The organism is Streptomyces sp. DT2A-34 (genome assembly GCF_030499515.1).
Classification (GTDB): Bacteria; Actinomycetota; Actinomycetes; order Streptomycetales; family Streptomycetaceae; genus Streptomyces.
In genome coordinates this window covers 2,371,765-2,388,042 of sequence record NZ_JASTWJ010000001.1, presented here as the reverse complement: position 1 = coordinate 2,388,042, position 16,278 = coordinate 2,371,765, and the positions used below count along the sequence as shown (strand labels likewise).

At 69.8% G+C, this 16,278-nt stretch carries 21 protein-coding genes and 1 pseudogene; 9 read left to right on the top strand and 13 right to left on the bottom strand.

All coding sequences use genetic code 11. The features are described 5' to 3' along the window. Window positions 1–60 precede the first annotated feature (60 nt). Both QQM39_RS10305 and QQM39_RS10300 read right to left on the bottom strand, forming a co-directional pair. Window positions 61–906, bottom strand: a complete 846-nt coding sequence (locus QQM39_RS10305; RefSeq protein WP_301996394.1) for a glutamate ABC transporter substrate-binding protein — start codon at window positions 904–906, stop codon at window positions 61–63. A gap of 109 nt (window positions 907–1,015) precedes the next feature. Then, window positions 1,016–1,792 carry an amino acid ABC transporter ATP-binding protein gene (locus QQM39_RS10300; RefSeq protein ID WP_301996393.1) on the bottom strand — a complete coding sequence of 259 codons (777 nt, stop codon included), beginning with the start codon at window positions 1,790–1,792 and terminating at the stop codon, window positions 1,016–1,018. 288 nt (window positions 1,793–2,080) lie between these two features. On the opposite strand from QQM39_RS10300, the gene QQM39_RS10295 reads away from it, so the two are divergent. Further along, a complete protein-coding gene (locus QQM39_RS10295) occupies window positions 2,081–2,767 on the top strand; it encodes a response regulator transcription factor (RefSeq protein WP_301996392.1) in 687 nt (228 codons plus the stop codon). Between the two features lie 9 nt (window positions 2,768–2,776). Then, window positions 2,777–4,168 carry a HAMP domain-containing sensor histidine kinase gene (locus tag QQM39_RS10290; RefSeq protein ID WP_301996391.1) on the top strand — a complete coding sequence of 464 codons (1,392 nt, stop codon included), beginning with the start codon at window positions 2,777–2,779 and terminating at the stop codon, window positions 4,166–4,168. A gap of 40 nt (window positions 4,169–4,208) precedes the next feature. Here the strand turns inward: QQM39_RS10290 and QQM39_RS10285 are convergent, their stop codons facing one another. Continuing rightward, complete coding sequence (locus QQM39_RS10285; protein WP_301996390.1) at window positions 4,209–5,204, bottom strand: TAXI family TRAP transporter solute-binding subunit; 996 nt, start codon at window positions 5,202–5,204, stop codon at window positions 4,209–4,211. A 143-nt stretch (window positions 5,205–5,347) separates the two neighbouring features. On the opposite strand from QQM39_RS10285, the gene QQM39_RS10280 reads away from it, so the two are divergent. Further along, the gene (locus QQM39_RS10280; protein WP_301996389.1) at window positions 5,348–5,752 is read left to right on the top strand and encodes a MazG nucleotide pyrophosphohydrolase domain-containing protein; all 405 of its coding nucleotides are present in this window, start codon (window positions 5,348–5,350) and stop codon (window positions 5,750–5,752) included. 61 nt (window positions 5,753–5,813) lie between these two features. Here the strand turns inward: QQM39_RS10280 and QQM39_RS10275 are convergent, their stop codons facing one another. From QQM39_RS10275 to ribA, 3 genes are read right to left on the bottom strand one after another with little or no spacing between them, the layout of a single operon-like run. After that, window positions 5,814–6,761: an NADP-dependent oxidoreductase gene (locus QQM39_RS10275; protein WP_301996388.1), complete on the bottom strand. Its 948-nt coding sequence runs from the start codon at window positions 6,759–6,761 to the stop codon at window positions 5,814–5,816. A gap of 34 nt (window positions 6,762–6,795) precedes the next feature. Beyond that, the gene (locus tag QQM39_RS10270) at window positions 6,796–7,092 is read right to left on the bottom strand and encodes a DUF2218 domain-containing protein (protein WP_301996387.1); all 297 of its coding nucleotides are present in this window, start codon (window positions 7,090–7,092) and stop codon (window positions 6,796–6,798) included. A 54-nt stretch (window positions 7,093–7,146) separates the two neighbouring features. Further along, window positions 7,147–7,827, bottom strand: a complete 681-nt coding sequence (ribA, locus tag QQM39_RS10265; protein WP_301996386.1) for a GTP cyclohydrolase II — start codon at window positions 7,825–7,827, stop codon at window positions 7,147–7,149. 257 nt (window positions 7,828–8,084) lie between these two features. Here ribA and QQM39_RS10260 point away from each other — a divergent pair, with 257 nt between their 5' ends. Continuing rightward, entirely contained in the window at window positions 8,085–8,561 is a 477-nt protein-coding gene (locus QQM39_RS10260; protein WP_301996385.1) for a MarR family winged helix-turn-helix transcriptional regulator, read from the top strand. Window positions 8,562–8,612: 51 nt separating this feature from the next. On the opposite strand, the gene QQM39_RS10255 is transcribed toward QQM39_RS10260, so the two are convergent. Beyond that, on the bottom strand, window positions 8,613–9,002 hold the full coding sequence (locus QQM39_RS10255) for a hypothetical protein (RefSeq protein ID WP_301996384.1): 390 nt from the start codon (window positions 9,000–9,002) through the stop codon (window positions 8,613–8,615). A gap of 54 nt (window positions 9,003–9,056) precedes the next feature. On the opposite strand from QQM39_RS10255, the gene QQM39_RS10250 reads away from it, so the two are divergent. Next, entirely contained in the window at window positions 9,057–9,194 is a 138-nt protein-coding gene (locus tag QQM39_RS10250; protein WP_301996383.1) for a hypothetical protein, read from the top strand. 512 nt (window positions 9,195–9,706) lie between these two features. Here QQM39_RS10250 and QQM39_RS10245 read toward each other — a convergent pair. The 3 genes from QQM39_RS10245 to QQM39_RS10235 form a co-directional block, all read right to left on the bottom strand. After that, entirely contained in the window at window positions 9,707–10,564 is an 858-nt protein-coding gene (locus QQM39_RS10245; RefSeq protein WP_301996382.1) for a F510_1955 family glycosylhydrolase, read from the bottom strand. Between the two features lie 139 nt (window positions 10,565–10,703). Beyond that, window positions 10,704–11,369: a DUF305 domain-containing protein gene (locus QQM39_RS10240; protein WP_301996381.1), complete on the bottom strand. Its 666-nt coding sequence runs from the start codon at window positions 11,367–11,369 to the stop codon at window positions 10,704–10,706. Window positions 11,370–11,466: 97 nt separating this feature from the next. After that, window positions 11,467–11,925, bottom strand: coding sequence for a DUF6153 family protein (locus tag QQM39_RS10235; protein ID WP_301996380.1), 459 nt, complete (start codon window positions 11,923–11,925; stop codon window positions 11,467–11,469). 253 nt (window positions 11,926–12,178) lie between these two features. On the opposite strand from QQM39_RS10235, the gene QQM39_RS10230 reads away from it, so the two are divergent. Next, a complete protein-coding gene (locus QQM39_RS10230; protein ID WP_301996379.1) occupies window positions 12,179–13,246 on the top strand; it encodes a hypothetical protein in 1,068 nt (355 codons plus the stop codon). On the opposite strand, the pseudogene QQM39_RS10225 reads toward QQM39_RS10230, so the two are convergent. Further along, window positions 13,235–13,733, bottom strand: a pseudogene (locus QQM39_RS10225) (IS5 family transposase); the annotation flags it as partial. The gene QQM39_RS10230 and the pseudogene QQM39_RS10225 sit on opposite strands and share 12 nt — an antisense overlap. A 177-nt stretch (window positions 13,734–13,910) precedes the next feature. On the opposite strand from QQM39_RS10225, the gene QQM39_RS10220 reads away from it, so the two are divergent. Then, the gene (locus tag QQM39_RS10220) at window positions 13,911–14,054 is read left to right on the top strand and encodes a hypothetical protein (protein WP_302003952.1); all 144 of its coding nucleotides are present in this window, start codon (window positions 13,911–13,913) and stop codon (window positions 14,052–14,054) included. A 182-nt stretch (window positions 14,055–14,236) separates the two neighbouring features. On the opposite strand, the gene QQM39_RS10215 is transcribed toward QQM39_RS10220, so the two are convergent. Continuing rightward, window positions 14,237–14,863 (bottom strand): TetR/AcrR family transcriptional regulator, encoded by a 627-nt coding sequence (locus tag QQM39_RS10215; protein WP_301996378.1) that lies wholly within the window; start codon window positions 14,861–14,863, stop codon window positions 14,237–14,239. A gap of 100 nt (window positions 14,864–14,963) precedes the next feature. Between QQM39_RS10215 and QQM39_RS10210 the strand changes: the two genes are divergently transcribed. Then, on the top strand, window positions 14,964–15,374 hold the full coding sequence (locus QQM39_RS10210; RefSeq protein ID WP_301996377.1) for a nuclear transport factor 2 family protein: 411 nt from the start codon (window positions 14,964–14,966) through the stop codon (window positions 15,372–15,374). Window positions 15,375–15,379: 5 nt separating this feature from the next. Continuing rightward, window positions 15,380–15,964, top strand: coding sequence for a DUF1772 domain-containing protein (locus QQM39_RS10205; protein ID WP_301996376.1), 585 nt, complete (start codon window positions 15,380–15,382; stop codon window positions 15,962–15,964). 35 nt (window positions 15,965–15,999) lie between these two features. Here QQM39_RS10205 and QQM39_RS10200 read toward each other — a convergent pair whose 3' ends face one another. Beyond that, window positions 16,000–16,242 (bottom strand): hypothetical protein, encoded by a 243-nt coding sequence (locus QQM39_RS10200; protein WP_302003539.1) that lies wholly within the window; start codon window positions 16,240–16,242, stop codon window positions 16,000–16,002. Between the last annotated feature and the right edge of the window lie 36 nt (window positions 16,243–16,278).

The following is a 16,278-nucleotide window of genomic DNA, read 5'->3' as shown; positions in this document are numbered from 1 at the left end:
TAGCGCGGCGCGCCGCCGCCCTGATCGCGGTGGACGGCGGCGCGCCGGTGGATCCTTGCGCTACTGGACGATGACGCCGATCTTCGGCGCGGGCTCGTTCTTGTATTTGGCCGGACCGAAGTTGTCCTTGACCGCCTTGTCCCAGGCCTTCGAGCTGACCATCTTCTCGAGGGCGGCGTTGATCTTGTTCAGGGTCTCGGTGTCACCCTTCTGCACACCGATGCCATAGTTCTCGTTGCTCAGCTTGAGGCCGGCGAGCTTGAACTGGCCCTTGTACTGCTCCTGCGAGGCGAAGCCGGCGAGGATCGAGTCGTCCGTGGTCAGGGCGTCCACGGCACCGCTCTGCAGCGAGGAGATGCACTCCGAGTAGCCGCTCCGCTCCTGCAGATTGGCCTTCGGGGCGAAGTCGTCTTGGACGTTCTGCGCCGAGGTGGAGCCGACGACCGAGCACAGGTTCTTGCCATTGAGGTCGGTAGCCTCGGTGATGTCCGAGTCCGCCTTGACCAGCAGGTCCTGGTGGGCCAGCAGGTACGGTCCGGCGAAGTCGACCGACTTCTTGCGCTCGTCGGTGATCGAGTACGTGGCCGCGATGAACTTCACGTCACCGCGCTTGAGCGCGTTCTCGCGGTCCGGCGTCTTGGTCTCGACGAACTCGATCTGGTCGGCGTCGTAGCCCAGCTCCTTCGCCACGTACGTCGCCACGTCGACATCGAAGCCGGAGAAGGTGCCGTCCGGCTCCTTCAGGCCAAGACCCGGCTGGTCGTACTTGATGCCGATCTTGATCTTGTCGCCCCCACCGGAGCCCGAGCCGCCCTCGTTGTCCCCGTCACCGCCACCACAAGCAGTAGCAGTGATCGAGAGTACGAGCGCAGCGGCGGCCGCCGCGGAGACCTTGCGGAGCTTCATGGTGAACATCCTTTGCGTGATGATAGAGATGCGTGCCGTCAGGAACGGCGGGTGACGCAGGTCGTCGGGTGCGCGAAGCGGTCCATCAGTGGTGCAGGACCGCACCCCGTCAGTGGTGCAGGATCTTGGACAGGAAGTCCTTTGCGCGATCGCTGCGCGGGTTGCTGAAGAACTGATCCGGCACAGCTTCTTCGACGATCTTGCCGTCCGCCATGAACACCACCCGGTTGGCGGCCGAACGGGCGAAGCCCATCTCGTGGGTGACGACGATCATGGTCATGCCGTCGCGGGCGAGCTGCTGCATGACCTCGAGTACCTCGTTGATCATCTCCGGGTCGAGAGCCGACGTCGGCTCGTCGAAGAGCATGACCTTGGGGTCCATGGCCAGCGCACGGGCGATGGCCACACGCTGCTGCTGGCCGCCGGAGAGCTGTGCGGGGTACTTGTCCGCCTGGCTGGCCACTCCCACCCGGTCGAGCAGGGAGCGGGCCTTCTCCTCGGCCTTCTTCTTGTCAATCTTGCGGACCTTGATCTGGCCCAGCATCACGTTCTCGAGCACGGTCTTGTGCGCGAAAAGGTTGAAGGACTGGAAGACCATTCCGACGTCGGCACGCAGCTTGGCCAGCGCCTTGCCCTCCGCGGGCAGGGGCTTGCCGTCGATCGCGATCGTGCCGGAGTCGATCGTCTCCAGGCGGTTGATGGTGCGGCACAGGGTGGACTTCCCGGACCCGGAGGGTCCGATGACCACGACGACCTCGCCGCGGGCGATCGTCAGGTCGATGTCCTGGAGCACGTGCAACGCGCCGAAGTGCTTGTTCACGTTCTTCAGGACGACCAGCTCGCCGGTCGCGGCCACATCTTCCTTGGCCACCGATACTTCGGTCATCGCTCTCAGGCTCCGTCCTCCTCGGTTTCGGAGGACAGTAATAACCGTATCCGACCTGCGTCATTAGTTCTGAGGGGAATCTGAGCATCACGATCCGATAGCAATCGGACACGTGTCGTAGCACTTGAGACCTGGGCGCGTACCGGCTGGATAACGGAAGCTGTGCGCGACCGGAACCCACTTGACGGCGTCGTCGTCCATCAGCGTGACTGCCATGGTGCACGCGCGCGTGTGCACCCACTGTGTACCTACCTGAATCGTACGGCCGATGAACCAAAGGAGGCCGGGGTGAGACTGCTCCTCGTCGAGGACGACAACCACGTCGCCGCCGCGCTGTCCGCGGTGCTGGCGCGACACGGTTTCGACGTCACGCACGCGCGCAGCGGCGAGGAGGCCCTCCAGGCGCTCGTCCCCGAGGGCAACGGCTTCGGCGTCGTCCTTCTCGACCTCGGCCTGCCCGACCAGGACGGATACGAGGTCTGCGGCAAGATCCGCAAGCGCACCAGCACTCCGGTGATCATGGTCACCGCGCGCTCCGACGTCCGCTCCCGCATCCACGGCCTCAACCTCGGGGCCGACGACTATGTGGTGAAGCCGTACGACACCGGAGAGCTGCTCGCCCGGATCCACGCCGTCAGCCGGCGCAACGTGCCGGAGGACGCCGGGGCGGGCGGCGACGGCGTGCTGCGCCTGGGCGCCGTACACATCGAACTGCCCACCCGCCAGGTCAGCGTCGACGGTTCGGTGGTCCAACTGACCCGCAAGGAGTTCGATCTCCTCGCCCTGCTCGCCCAGCGCCCCGGAGTGGTCTTCCGCCGCGAGCAGATCATCAGCGAGGTGTGGCGCACGAGTTGGGAGGGGACCGGGCGCACCCTTGAGGTGCATGTGGCGTCCCTGCGCGCCAAGCTGCGCATGCCGGCGCTGATCGAGACCGTACGCGGCGTCGGCTACCGACTCGTCGCCCCGGCCTCGTAGCGGGCAAGGGTGCGCACTCGTCTCCTCCCGCTACTCATCGTCCTGATGGCGGCCGTGCTGCTCGCCCTGGGCGTCCCGCTCGCCGTCAGCCTGGCCGCGGCCCAGCAGCAGAAGGTGGTCGTCGACCGGATCGACGACACGGCGTACTTCGCGGCCATCGCACGGCCCGCTGCCGACACCACCTCCGGGTCCCGTGACGAGCGGCGCATCCTGAGCCGGGAACTCGAGAGCTACGACGACGTCTACGGCATCCGGGCCGGCGTGTTCCTGCCTAACGCCACGTCCTTGGCCAAGGGGCCGAAGACCTGGCACCTCCCCGCGACCGGCGAAGTGCGCGACGCCTTCGAGGAGTCGCTGCTCAGCCGGCGCAGCCACGACCCCAAGCAGGTGTGGCCCTGGCAGCGAGGCCGCCTCGTCATCGCCTCACCGGTCATCCGGGACGGTGACGTCGTCGCGGTCGTCGTCACCGACTCGCCGACCGGGCAGATGCGTTCGCGGATCCTGTACGGCTGGCTGATCATCGGCTCGGGTCTGACGGCCGCGATGCTGGTGGCCGTCGGGGCCGCGCTCCGGCTCACCGGCTGGGTGCTCAGGCCGGTTCGGGTGCTGGACGCCACCACACACGCCATCGCCAGCGGTCGCCTGAAGTCACGGGTCGCGGTGGCCAGCGGTCCGCCGGAACTTCGGCGGCTGGCCCGGGCGTTCAACGAGATGGCGGACAACGTCGAGGACGTGCTGGAGCAGCAGCGCGCCTTCGTCGCCGACGCCTCGCACCAGCTGCGCAATCCCCTCGCGGCGCTGCTGCTGCGCATCGAACTGCTCGCCTTCGAACTTCCCGAGGGCAATGCGGAGATCGCTTCGGTGCAGGCCGAGGGCAAGCGCCTGGCGCAGGTCCTGGACGACCTGCTCGACCTGGCCCTGGCCGAGCACACCGAGGCCGATCTCCGGCTCACCGACGTGGGCGCGCTGGCCGCCGAGCGTGTCGCGGCCTGGTCGCCGACGGCCGAGGCGAAGGGCGTACGGCTGGTGGGGGACTGCCCGCCCACCACCGCCTGGGCCGACCCGGTGGCCCTGTCCAGCGCCCTGGACGCGGTGATCGACAACGCGGTCAAGTTCACGCCGAAGGACGAGCGGGTCGAGGTGACCGTCACCTCCAACGGCAGTACGTCGACGATCGTCGTGACCGACAACGGCCCCGGCCTCACCGACGAGGAACTCGCCCGCATCGGCGACCGCTTCTGGCGCAGCGGCCGGCACCAGAACATCAAGGGCTCGGGTCTGGGGCTGTCGATCTCGCGCGTGCTGCTCGCGGCGGGCGGGGGCTCCATCTCGTACGGCCGTCATGAGCCGCAGGGGTTGCGGGTGACGGTGACGGTGCCCAGGTCGGGACCGACGTCCTGACGCCGGTCGGCAGGGTTCGGTTCGTACGGCGGGGGCGTTCCTACGGTTTGACCGAGCGGTAGTAGTTCCGGGCGCCGTCGTGCAGGGGCAGGGGGTCGGTGTAGATCGCCGTGCGCAGGTCGACCAGTTGCGCGGAGTGGACGTGGGCGCCGATGCCGTCGCGGCTCTTGATCACCGTACGGGTGAGCCATTCGGTGAGGCGGGGGTCCATGTCCTTGCGGGTGATCAGCAGGTTGGAGACGGCGATCGTCGGCACCGTGTCCCCGTTCTGGATGGTGGGGTAGGCCGACTCCGGCATGTTGGTCGCGCGGTAGAACTGGGCCGCGTCGCCCTGCGCGTGCACCTTGGCGACGAGGTCGGCGTCGATCGGCACGAACCGGAACGCGGAGGTCTCGGCGATGTCCTCCAGCCCGTCCGTCGGCACCCCGCTCGACCAGAAGAACGCGTCGAGCTCGTGCCCCAGCCGCTTGGGCCCGGTGTCGATGCCGTCCGAGCGGGGCGTGATGTCCTTCTCCGGGTCGATGCCGGCGGCCTCGAGCACGCGCGTGGCGATCAGCCGCACACCGGAGTTGGGCAGCCCTATGGCTACCCGCTTGCCTTTCAGGTCCGCCACGGAGCGGATGTCCGAGTCGGGCGGGACGACGAGCTGTACGTAGTCGTCGTACAGGCGTGCGACACCGCGCAGTCGGTCGGTGACGCGCTGGTTGCCGATCTTGAACGTGTCCACCGCGTCGGCGGCGGCGATCGTGAAGTCGGCCTGACCCGTCGCCACGCGCTCGACGTTCTCCTGTGACCCGTCACTCGTCAGCAGCCGTACCTTCAGCTGCGGCATGTCCTTGGCCAGCTCGTTGCGCAGGCGCGCACCGTACTCCTGATAGACCCCCGCGCGCGTGCCCGTACTGAAGGTGATCGTCCCGCTCGGTGGCTCCTCGCCCAGGGGCAGCAGCCACCACAGCAGCAACCCGAGGGCGACGAACCCGGCGGCCGAGCCCTCCAGGGCCCGGCGCCTGCTGATGCGGGAGAGTGCCTTGGACATGGCCGCGATCCTGCCAGCCTACATGTGGTCCTGACCAGGGCAGGGGTCACAGGGGAGTGGGGGAGAGGGGGAGGGGGCGGCGGCTGCCGGAGCCGGGCGCATCCGCGAGGAGGACTGTCGGACCCGGTCGCTACAGTCGCGGTATGAGTTCGTCGCCCGCTGACCTGGTCCGTGCCTTTCACCTCGCCTTCGGGCTCGACGCCCGCAGTACACCGACCGAGGTCTCCCCGGAACTCGCCGCACACCGTGGCGAGCTGCTCGCCGAGGAGGCCGCGGAGGTCGCCGAGGTCTCCGTCACCGGACCGCTCGACAGACTCGCGCACGAGCTGGCGGACGTCGTCTATGTCGCGTACGGCACGGCCCTGGTGCACGGCATCGACCTCGACGCCGTACTGGACGAGATCCACCGCTCCAACATGACCAAGCTGGGCCCCGACGGCCAGGTCGCCCGACGGGCCGACGGCAAGGTGCTCAAGGGTGAGCACTACGAGGCGCCGGATGTGTCGGGTGTGCTGCGCCGCCAGGGGTGGGTGGTCGACGGGGCGTGACCGCCCGGGGGTGAGGGGTAGCGGGGGCTCGCCGACGAGCCGGTCTCCTCGCCGGTGTGGTTCAGGGCAGGATGACCGTCTTGCCGCGGGAGCCGCCGGCGCGGGCGCGGGCCACGGCGGTGGGGGCGTCGGCCAGGGGGACCTCGGCGTCGATCGTGATCCGGAGCTTCCCGGCGTCGGCAAGGGCGGCGAGTGACTCCAGCTCTGCCCGGCTGGGGTCGTTGACGAGGTTGATGCCGTGGATCTCGCGGGCGGCCAGCGCGTCCGGGTCGGCGGCCCGGTTGGTGCTGATGAGCCTGCCGCCGGGCTTGAGCAGGCCGGCCAGGGCGTCGATGTCGCCGCCGGGCTGGGTGACCAGGTCGAGGACGGCGTCGATGCCGTCGGGGTGGGCGGCGAGGACCTGCTCGGCCGTGGGTGCGGCGGCGAAGTCGATGACCCGGTCGGCGCCGAGTTCGCGGAGGTGGCCCGCTATGTCGCCGGTGCCGGTGGCCAGTACGTGGGCCCCCTGGAGGGCGGCGAACTGGATCGCGGACTGGCCCACGCCACCGGATGCCCCGTTGACGAGGATCACGTGGCCGGTGTCGAGGCGGGCGGCCTCGATGGCCTGGTAGGCGGTGACACCGGCCGTGGGCAGCGCGGCCGCGACGGCGAACGGCAGGTCGTCGGGCATGCGGGCGATCGTGCCGTCCTCGTAGGCCAGGACGTACTCGGCGTAGGAGCCCCGACCGTACGGGAGGTTCATGAACTGGCCGTAGACGGTGTCGCCGGGCCGGAAGCGGTTCACTCCGGGGCCGATGCGTTCGACCACGCCGGCGCCGTCCGAGCCCATGACGAGGGGAAAGTCGTGTTCGACCACGCCCTTGAGGGCTCCGGCGGCGACCTTCCAGTCGAACGGGTTGAGCGAGGCGGCGTGCAGGCGGACCAGCAGCTCACCCGGGCCCGGTTCCGGTACGGGCAGGTCGGTGACGAGTGGCTCGGCCCCGAAGTCGGTGATGACGACGGCCTTCATCGCGGTGCCTTTCTCCTGTCTCCCGGGTGTGTCGTCAGTCCTGAGCGGGCTCGTCCCACATGACGGTCAGTTCGTTGCGGTGGCCGAAGCGTTCGAGGTGGCTGCCCACGACGTGCTGGATGGCGGCGAGCGCGGTCGTGTCGGGTGCGGTGACCCGAATCAGCAGGTGGTCGTCCAGGGCTTCGAGTACGACGTCGGTGTGCTCGAAAGTGAGGCGGTGCCCGCCGTCGGGTGTCTCCTCGACCGGGATCTTCCGGCCGAAGTGCGAGGCGAGCTGCTTGGCGTAGCGCGGGGCGGCGTCGGTGGTGACGTGGGCGAGGGAAGAAGGCACGGGAGAACTCCAGAACTCCAGGGGATGGGTGCCGAGGGGGTGCCGACGGGCCGGTCAGCCGGCCGGCGCGGCCAGGCCCACCGGTTCGGGCAGGGCGATGGTGTGGTGGGTGTGCTGGGCCTTGGCGTGCAGGTAGCGGACGTTGCTGTCGGTGGCGAAGACGCCGGTGGGCCGGACGAAGCGCACGGGGATGCCCAGGTCGCGCAACTGCCCGGCCTTGTCGGGGTTGTTGGTGAGCAGGTCCAGCTCGTCGATGCCGAGGGCGGTCAGCATCTGGGCGGCGGCGGTGTAGTCGCGGCCGTCCTCGGGCAGGCCGAGCGCGGTGTTGGCCTCGTAGGTGTCCAGGCCCGCCTCTTGCAGGGCGTAGGCGTCCAGCTTGTTGTAGAGGCCGATGCCGCGGCCCTCCTGGCGGAGGTAGAGCAGGACGCCGCCGGTGGTGGCGATGCGCTCCACGGCCTCGCGCAGCTGCGGACCGCAGTCGCAGCGGGCCGAGCCGAACACGTCCCCGGTCAGGCACTCGGAGTGCAGCCGCACCAGCGGTGCGGGCGCCGCCGTGGGATCGCCGAGGGTGAGTGCCACGTGCTCCTTGCCGTCGGCCAGGCCGTGGAACGTGACTGCCTCGGCGGTGACCTCGTAACCGTCGGCGAAGCGCAGCGGGATGGTGACGCGGGTGCGTACCGAAGCGGCGGCGAGGCGGGTGCGACCTGTGTGGCTCGCGGGACCTGCATGACCCACGGGGCCCGCATGACCTGCGGGACCGGCGTGACCTGTGTGGCCTGCGGAAGTGGCGACGTCCACGAGTACTCCTTCGACGGCTGGACGGACCGGAAGGTTCAAATTTGAACCGCGATGCCTCGACGATAGCGTGAAGTTTCAAATTTTTAACAACGCCGCCTGTGTTGCGCCAGTCACATCGCACCGACGGGGGCCGCGCCGCCCGCCTCCGCGAGCAGCACATGTTCGAATTTGAACCACCGCGATAACCTGGACACATGGCCGCACCGCAGTGGTTGAACGAGGAAGAGCTGCGCGCCTGGTACGCCTTCGTGGCCGCCGGTGCGCTCATCAATCGCCGTCTGGATCAACAGCTCAAGGACGACGTGGGGATCACGCACCTTCAGTACGAGATCCTGGTGCGCCTCAACGCGGCCCCGGACCGGGAGATGCGCATGAGCGCGCTCGCCGATGCGCTCCTCAACACCAAGAGTGGTCTGACGTACCAGATCACCCAGCTGGAAAAGGCCGGGCTGGTGATCCGACGCTCCTGCCCCAGCGACCCGCGCGCGGTCTACGCCGTCCTCACCGACGCGGGCACGCGCATGCTGGAGCGGGCGGCCCCGGGCCATGTCGCACAGGTGCGCAGGCTACTCATCGACGTCCTGACGCCACAGCAGCTCGCGACCATCGCCGACGGCCTGACCGAGGTGACTCACCGCATACAGAACAGCGAAGCCGGCCCCGCGCGATAGCCCTCTCCCGCCGACCTGTCCGTCCTGCCGAGAGCCGGAACCGCGGACTGATCAAGCCTGGGCCGCGGCCGCCGTGTCCACGGCTACGCCGTCGGCCCGGTTGGCTCGCTGTGCCTGCTGCATCCGCCATCCGTACCGGGTGAGGCCGCGCGGCTTGTAGATCGACAGGGCCGTGTTCGTGAGCAGGACGACGACGGCGGCAGCGGCGTCGAACACGAGCTGGTCCCTCATCCCGCCGAGGTCGCCGCCGGACAGGCTCGTCCGCGCGGCCGTGTCCGCCACGTGGTCGACCACCTGCATGTGCAGCAGGAGGAGGAGGGTGGCCACGACGGTCAGCGCGAGTTTCGCCAGCACCCAGTAATGGCGGGACAACCCCCAGGTGGTGCCGAGGGACTGGACGAGGCCGGTCAGCAGCGAGGCGAACGCCAGCGGGACGATCACGTACCAGCCCCTGACATCCGAGGGCTGCTGGCCGAGGGGGCGCAGGCGCGCGAGGTGCGGGACGACGTCTCGCCGGACGAGCTGGCGCGCTATTGCCTGCACGCCCTCGCCGGAGCCGGAGCGCTGGCGTCCAAGGCCGCGGTGCGGCGGCTCGTCACGGTGACCCTGGCCGGGTTGCGTCCGCAGGGCTGACGTCTCGTCCGATGCGCTGTGCCCGGTCCCGGCATCGGGCTCCAGGCGTATGTCCAGCGCGAGCGGGGGCGCGAGCCGTCCCCCGGGCCCCGGGGGCGGCGTGGCGGTCGCCGCAGGGCGCCGAAGCGGGCACCCCTGCTCGGCAACCACCTCGGCTACGCCGCAACGTTCGTCGGCGCCGGCTTGATCAGCGGCGCCGGCGTGCACCACCCGCTGGACCCCGCCCGTCACACCGTCATCGCGGTCATCGGAGCGGTGGTCTCACGGCCACTGACAGCTGGCCACCTTCGCGGAGCGGCGCGCGGCCCAGGAAGGCGGATCAGTGTGATGCGCCCTCAAGCAGGTCGGTTCCATGTCCGGACAGCAGCGGTGGGGCGTCGCGTCTCGGTTCCGTCCACGCCGATCGGTCGGCTTCCGCGGATTCGTCTCTCACCTTTCGCCTACGCACCGACGGTTCCGTGACATGTTGGATTGACGTGGGCGACCGCAGGGGGACTGCATCCGTGCGCCCGTCAGTGTCCGCCACTCGATTCGACGGCGAGACGCTTGCGAAAGGTCTTGCCGCCGTCCTTCGACTCATACACGCCGCTCTGGGTGGCGGCCAGGATGTGCCCGGCGCCGACCGCGGTGAGCGCCTGGGGCCGGCCGCCCGGCACGCTGGAGACCTTCTTCCAGGTGGCGCCGCTGTCGCTGCTGCGGTTGAGGCCGCCGGCGGGGTCGATGCCGTAGAGGGCGTCCTCAACCTTCCAGGAGAGGAACGCCAGCACCGGCTCCTTGCCGTCGGCGAACGTCCTGCCGCCGTCGGTGCTGCGGGCGACGCCCTCGGTGGTGGTGGCGAGGAGAAGGCCGGGGTCGTTCGGGCTGACGGCGATGTCGAGTGCCTCGAGGGTCGCCCCGTTCTTCCAGGCGGTGCCGTTCTTGGTGGTGCGCATCAGGGCGTTGGTGGCGTCGTACCCGTAGACCGTGCCGTGCGCGTAGTCCAGCGCGTGGAAGTCGGATTCGCCGGACAGGGACAGCGACGTCCAGGTCTGGCCGGCGTCGGTGCTCCTGATCAGCCCTTTGTTGCCGCCGGAGGTGGGGTGGCCGCTGGCGTAGAAGGTCTTGTCCTCGGCCACGGTGAAGCCCATGAAGTCGTCCTTGTTGTCGCCGACGAGTTGGGGCTCTCCTTTGGCGTCGGGGGTGTAGAGGCCCTCGTGGGTGGCGACGTACAGGCGCTGGTCGGAGGGGTCCAGGCCGAGGCCGTGGATATGGCTCACCGTTGTTGCGGAGGAGGTGGATGGGTTCGCGCCGGCTGTGTCATCGGAGCAGGCGGCCAGGGGCAGGGCGAGAGTCAGGGCAGCGGCGGTCGCGGCGCCATGGCGCTTGTGCATGGTTCCTCGGAGTCATCGGGCGCGCGTCGGCGCGGGAGGCCGTGCGGGTGCGGTCGAGGGGATGGGCAGCGGGCCGGCCGCCCCGGGCTCCGCGGCGAGCGTGCCGCGGAGCCCGGGGCGGCCCGGTGAGTGACCTGGCTCAGAGTCGGTCGAGGATGCTCTGGAGCTGCTTGACCTCGGCGGACTGGCCCTTGACGATGTCGCCGGCCATCTTCTTGGCGTCGGCGTTCTTGCCGTTCTTCTGCTCGTCCTTGGCCATGGTGATCGCGCCGTTGTGGTGCTCGATCATCATCTCCGCGAACATCTTGTCGAACTCGGTGCCCTTCATGGCCTTGAGTTCTTCCATGTCCGCGTCGGACATCATGCCGTCGCCACCGTGACCCGTTCCGTGGTCCATGCCGGGCACGGACTCCATGGCGGTCGGCTTGTTCCAGGACTCCAGCCAGCCCTTCATCGTCTTGATCTCCGGGTCCTGGGCCTGCTCGATCTTCCCGGCGAGGTCCTTGATCTCCGAGTCGGAGGCGCGGCCGTCGGCGAGCTTGGCCATCTCCAGGGCCTGCTCGTGGTGGGGGATCATCATCTGCGCGAACGTGACGTCCGCGTCGTTGAAGTCCCCGGCCTTGGCCCCGGCCTCGGCGGTCGCCGTCGCCGTCGCTGTCGCCGACGACGAGTCACTGCCGTGCTCCATGCCGCTCATGCCGTCGCCACCGCAGGCAGAGAGCAGCAGGGCTCCCGTCGCGACGACACCGACGGCCGCGATGCGGCGGGCGGACTTGCGGCGCAGGGCACGCGTGAAGGCAGTCATGGTCGATTTCACCTCAAGTGTCTGGTTCTTCTGGCTGTTTGTGGGTGTACGAGACAGCGGGATCGCGCGTGGTGCGCGCCCGCGAGGGTGTCTCGGCCTACAGCCGAAGAACCGACAACTGGGTGAGATCGGGGCCGCGGGGCGGAGGGTCGGGGTGCCGTACGGCGGCGACCTGGGCACGGAGGTTCGCCGGCCAGTCGGGGTGGCGGGCGAGCGCCGAACGGACGAGCGCGGTGAGCAACCATGCGGCGAGCAGGACGGCCACGCAGAGGGAGAGCATGTCCATCGCCATGGCGGGCATGTCGGTGGACGGTGAGTGCTCGGGGGCGGCCGCGTGCTCCGATTCCGCCGAGGCCACGGGAGCGGCAGGCCCCTGCGTCGCGGAGTCCGCATGGGCCGCCGACGCCGACACGTGGGAGGCCGGGCCCATCTCAGCGGCATGCGAGTCAGTGGGATGCCCGACGGTGTGCATGACGAACACGCCGAGCGCGAGCACAACGACGATCAGCAGGTGCCCGAGGGCGCCTCCTGTTCGTACGTACCGGCTCACGGTCACTCCCAAGACCTCCGTCGCGAGCCGCCGTGGCCCGTCGCTCCTCGACCTTACCGAAGGGGGAGGAGGCCATGCCGTGCGCGGCGAACTTCCACTGCCCTACTAGGCCGTTTCTTTCGGATCACCTTGCTGGCCAGATGACGATGGCGCCGCGGTGATCCGAAAGAAGCACCCTACGAGTCGTTCCAGATCCCGGTGGATTCTCCGCTGCGGGCGAGGCACAATCCCCGGGGAACCGGGGCGAGGGGGAGCTTGTTTGGACGTGTTCGCGTGTGCCGAGTGCGGCACGGAGCTGACGGCGCCGGTGTTCCGGGTCGCCCTCCCGGTCCACACCCACCACGGGGGGTGGGAGGAACTCCACCCTCCGCTGATGGAGCCCGCGACGTACGCCGTCGACCCCCAGCCCACCGGACCGCCCTGGCGGCTGTGGAAGGAGGTCGGAGCGGACGCGGCTGCTGGGCAGGGCGTGTTCGCGCCGGTGTACTCCGTCTCCTTCGGGGCACGGAACAGGATCGTCATCGCCCCCGGCGACTCCCGGTCCATGATCCTGATCCCCGACAAGTGCGAAGGGTACTGCCAGGGTGTGGATGGCCGGGCCGGCCCCAACCTGGCGTGCGAGGGGTGCGGGCGGGCCGTGGCAACCCGCATGGACGACTGCGGAATGTGGCAGACGGTGTGGCTTGAGCCCGACGCGGTCGTACGCCGCCCCTCGGGACTCTCGGCCGGCCCGCCTCCCGACTGGGACGATCTGGAACGCGCTGAGCATCGCGTCCCACCCGTCGAACCCGACGGGTCGTGGAGCCGTCGCTGGGAGGCGGCGGTCGGAGTCGCACTGGCCCATCTCGTGGCGGTCACCGAGGACGGCCCGGTAAACCTCCCCGTCGGTCCCGTCGCCGAATTGCTCGGCCACGCCGTCGGCCGGTATCTCCCCGCCGGGCCCGGGGCCCGGTCCGTGGGGCTAGCCGGCCCGGGGATCCACCTGCCCCGACCTCGTCCCGACGTCCTTCTCGTCCCCCGCCACCCCCTCACGGGGGCGCCCTGGCGTCCGCCGGGCGATGAGGGGACTGTGGTGCCGCTGGACAGCGGGGTCTGGGCGTACCTCGCCCACCCGGGCGAGACCTCGCCGATGCCCGCGACCGGGGTCCTCCCGGAGGGCGTCCTGCGCGACGACTACCCCCCGACGCCGCGCCCCTGGTGCCCGCTGACCCCCCACCACCGCGCCTTCGAGGACACTCTGGTCCGGCTACCCGCAGTACGCCTCCCCCGGCTCCGCAGGTATCGCGACGCGTACCGCCAGGCCGTTTCGCCTCCATCAGCGGGCTGACCAGAGGAAGATGCCCGCGACGTGGAGGCCGGCCAGGTAGATGGTGGCGGTCTTGTAGATGGTGGCGGTCTTTTCGTAGCGGGTGGTGATCCCTCGCCATTGCTTGAGGCGGTTGATGCACCGCTCGACCGTGTTGCGCTTCTTGTACGCCTCACGGTCGAAAGCGGGAGGGCGCCCGCCCCGGCTGCCTCGCCGCAAGCGGTGGGTGTTCTGATCCGCCCGGATCGGGATGCCCGCCCAGACACGACGGCTGCGCAGGTGCTCGCGGATCGCGCGCGACGAATAAGCCTTGTCCGCCAGGACCACATCCGGCCGGGTGCGGGGCCTGCCCCCGTCGACGGGGCACACGCAGACGTGCCATCACCTCGGTGAAGGCGGGCGCGTCGCCGGCCTGCCCGCCGGTCAGGACGAACGCCAGCGGGCGGCAGCGGCCGTCGGCCGCCAGGTGGATCTTCGTGGTCAGCCCTCCGCGGGACCGACCGATGGCATGGTCGGCCGGCTCGCCTGCCGGGGCCCCTTTTTCAACGATCGGATGAACCGAACGAAATGGCCTAGTGGTGCACGTCTGCTGCCTGCTGGGGGGGGGCTTCGCCGAGCAGCTCGTGCTGAAGGAAGCGGACGCCCTACGCTCGGCCGTACGAGCGACGAGGGAGCGGAGCGAGGGATGACCGCGGCCGTGGTGCTGGCCGGCCGGATACGCGGCCCAGGTGGGCGGCGTGGTGCCTGCGCTGCGGCGGCCGTCGCCGCGGTGGGCGGGATCGTGACGCTGCTGGTGATGCGTACGGAGAAGTCGGTCGCCCTCCGGTGAGCCCGTCGGCGTTGACGGAGGAACCTCGGTCGCGCAGACGCGGCGGCTCCAGGGGAACCGACTGCCGGGGAGTCGAGCACCCGGAGGTGGGCAGGCCGCGATGAGAGTGGGGAAACGGCCCGGGCGCAGCCGGTTCGTGACGCCGAACCGGCCTGGCATGCCCAACCGACACCGAAGACTGCCTAGGGGGTGTGAGCCCTGCGCGGTCGCACCGTCAGCACGCGGAGTGTGGCGGTGCGAAGGTGGGCCGCCGCCTCGGCCACGCTCATGCGGCCGGCCCCGACTTCGTCGCCGGCGGCGTGTCCCAGGGCGACAACCGCCGCGACCAGCCAAGCGGCGGGCGGGTCGGGGTCGAACTCCCCCGCGGTTTGCCCCTTCTGGATCAACCGGGTCAGTCGGGCCGCGACGGGCTCGTGCCGCGCGCGGTCGGCTTCGGCATGTGCGGGGGCGGTGCCGAGCTGGAGCAGCACGGGATGTCGCTCGAACAGCCGCCACCCGATCTCCTGCAGCCGCAGGAGTGCTTCGAGGGCAGGCCCGTCCTCGACCTCCGCCGCGTCCATCGCCGCCATGGCTTCTTGCGTGACGCGGTCGGCCACGGCCTCCAGCAGTGCGTCGCGGGTGCCGAAGTGGGCGTAGATGGTCTGGCGGGTGACGCCGGCTGCTGTGGCGATGGCGGCCATGCCCGCGTCGGGCCGCTCGGCGAGCAGTCGGACCGCGGCGTCGAGTACGGCCTCCCTGCTCCGTTCGGCGTCGGCCCGACGGCGACGCCGAACGGCCGGGGTGCCGTCGGGGCCTTCTGAAGCAGACAACTCTTACAACCTTGTCAAAGTTACTTGGCGCGCATATCTTACAGAGATGTAAGAGATAGTAGCGGGGTGCGGCCCTGCCCGCCTGCCTGGCCGGAGCGACATGCAACCTCTGGAAACCAAGACACCCCAGCAGTTCGTCGCCGACTTCTTCACCTCCTTCACCGAGGCTGTCGTCCGCGGCTCGGAGGACCCCGCCGACCTCATGGCGAGGTTCTACACCCGGGACGTCGTACAGATCGCCGACGGCGTACGACTCGACTGGGACCGGCTCGCCGCCCACCTGCGCCCCGTGCGCAGGAATCTGACCTGGTTCCGGTTCGAGGTGCACGAGGCGCTGGCGGACGGCAACCGGATCGCGGCCCGGTTCACGATCCACGCCCGGATGCGTAAGAGCGGGCTGGTCACCACGCAGGTGCACATGTTCGCGGACTTCACCACCGAGGGCTTGCTGCGGCGGGCCGAGCAGCTCAGCAGGACCCTCGACCCATCCGAACCACAGCGCGGGGGGTAGTGCAGATGCGTGTCCGATTCGCCGTCCGACTCGCCCAGGGGATTGCCCTGTTGTCCACCGGCGCCCTCGCGGGCGCCTTCGGCTACGGAGCGGCCAACCTGGTTCCCACGTTCAACGCCGTACCGCTCGAGACGAGGCTGTCCTTCCACACCGAGCTGATGCAGATGAACGGCATCACCATGCAGGCGGCCATGGGGATGTCGGCGCTCAGCGCCATGACGCTCGCCATCATGACCCGCGGCACCACACGGCGGCTCGCCGGCGGAGCGGCACTGCTGGCGCTGACGTCCTTCCTGATCACCCGGCTCGGCAATGTCCCCATCAACGGCCGGATCAAGAAGTGGGCCGCTACCTCGGCTCCCCCCGACCACGCGGAGATCCTCGCTCGCTGGGAAGCCTTCAACTACGCACGCACAGGCGCCGCGTTCGCCGCTTTCATCCTGCTGATCCTCCTCACCAGTGAGGCAGCCCGTACCCGACGCCGGAGAAGCTCCGGTCCGACACGGCACCGGAATGTGACCGCCCCTTCGGTAGCCCCCCCATCGCAGCGCCGAGCGCGAGGAGGCCGCCGCGACGGTGAGCGCGAGTGATAAGCGCATCCGATGTCGCGTACGAAGCCCAGGCTTCAGGTGATCCGGCTTGCCGAAGGCCTCGTCGTGGTCAGTGACTTGGGAGGTGAGCAGCTCGGAGTGCAGCTGTGGGCCGAGCAGGTCGCGCACCGGTCCGTCCTCGCTGGTGAGGCGTGTGCTCCGTGTCCAGGGCCCCGGCGGGGATCCGCGAACCACGCCTTCGACAGCGAGTACGGCATCACCAGGGTGCCGCCGCGCCAGGGGCGGCTGCGCCCCGCATCGGCCCATCCGCCGCCCAGTCGGACGACTTCGCGGCCGTCCCGCCAGACCGACAG

Excerpts from the sequence above, each read along its gene's own strand:
- QQM39_RS10305 (WP_301996394.1), bottom strand. The coding sequence starts at position 906 with ATGAAGCTCCGCAAGGTCTCCGCGGCGGCCGCCGCTGCGCTCGTACTC.
- QQM39_RS10300 (WP_301996393.1), bottom strand. The coding sequence starts at position 1,792 with ATGACCGAAGTATCGGTGGCCAAGGAAGATGTGGCCGCGACCGGCGAG.
- QQM39_RS10285 (WP_301996390.1), bottom strand. The coding sequence starts at position 5,204 with ATGTCCAAGGCACTCTCCCGCATCAGCAGGCGCCGGGCCCTGGAGGGC.
- QQM39_RS10280 (WP_301996389.1), top strand. The coding sequence starts at position 5,348 with ATGAGTTCGTCGCCCGCTGACCTGGTCCGTGCCTTTCACCTCGCCTTC.
- QQM39_RS10275 (WP_301996388.1), bottom strand. The coding sequence starts at position 6,761 with ATGAAGGCCGTCGTCATCACCGACTTCGGGGCCGAGCCACTCGTCACC.
- QQM39_RS10260 (WP_301996385.1), top strand. The coding sequence starts at position 8,085 with ATGGCCGCACCGCAGTGGTTGAACGAGGAAGAGCTGCGCGCCTGGTAC.
- QQM39_RS10245 (WP_301996382.1), bottom strand. The coding sequence starts at position 10,564 with ATGCACAAGCGCCATGGCGCCGCGACCGCCGCTGCCCTGACTCTCGCC.
- QQM39_RS10240 (WP_301996381.1), bottom strand. The coding sequence starts at position 11,369 with ATGACTGCCTTCACGCGTGCCCTGCGCCGCAAGTCCGCCCGCCGCATC.
- QQM39_RS10220 (WP_302003952.1), top strand. The coding sequence starts at position 13,911 with ATGACCGCGGCCGTGGTGCTGGCCGGCCGGATACGCGGCCCAGGTGGG.
- QQM39_RS10210 (WP_301996377.1), top strand. The coding sequence starts at position 14,964 with ATGCAACCTCTGGAAACCAAGACACCCCAGCAGTTCGTCGCCGACTTC.
- QQM39_RS10205 (WP_301996376.1), top strand. The coding sequence starts at position 15,380 with ATGCGTGTCCGATTCGCCGTCCGACTCGCCCAGGGGATTGCCCTGTTG.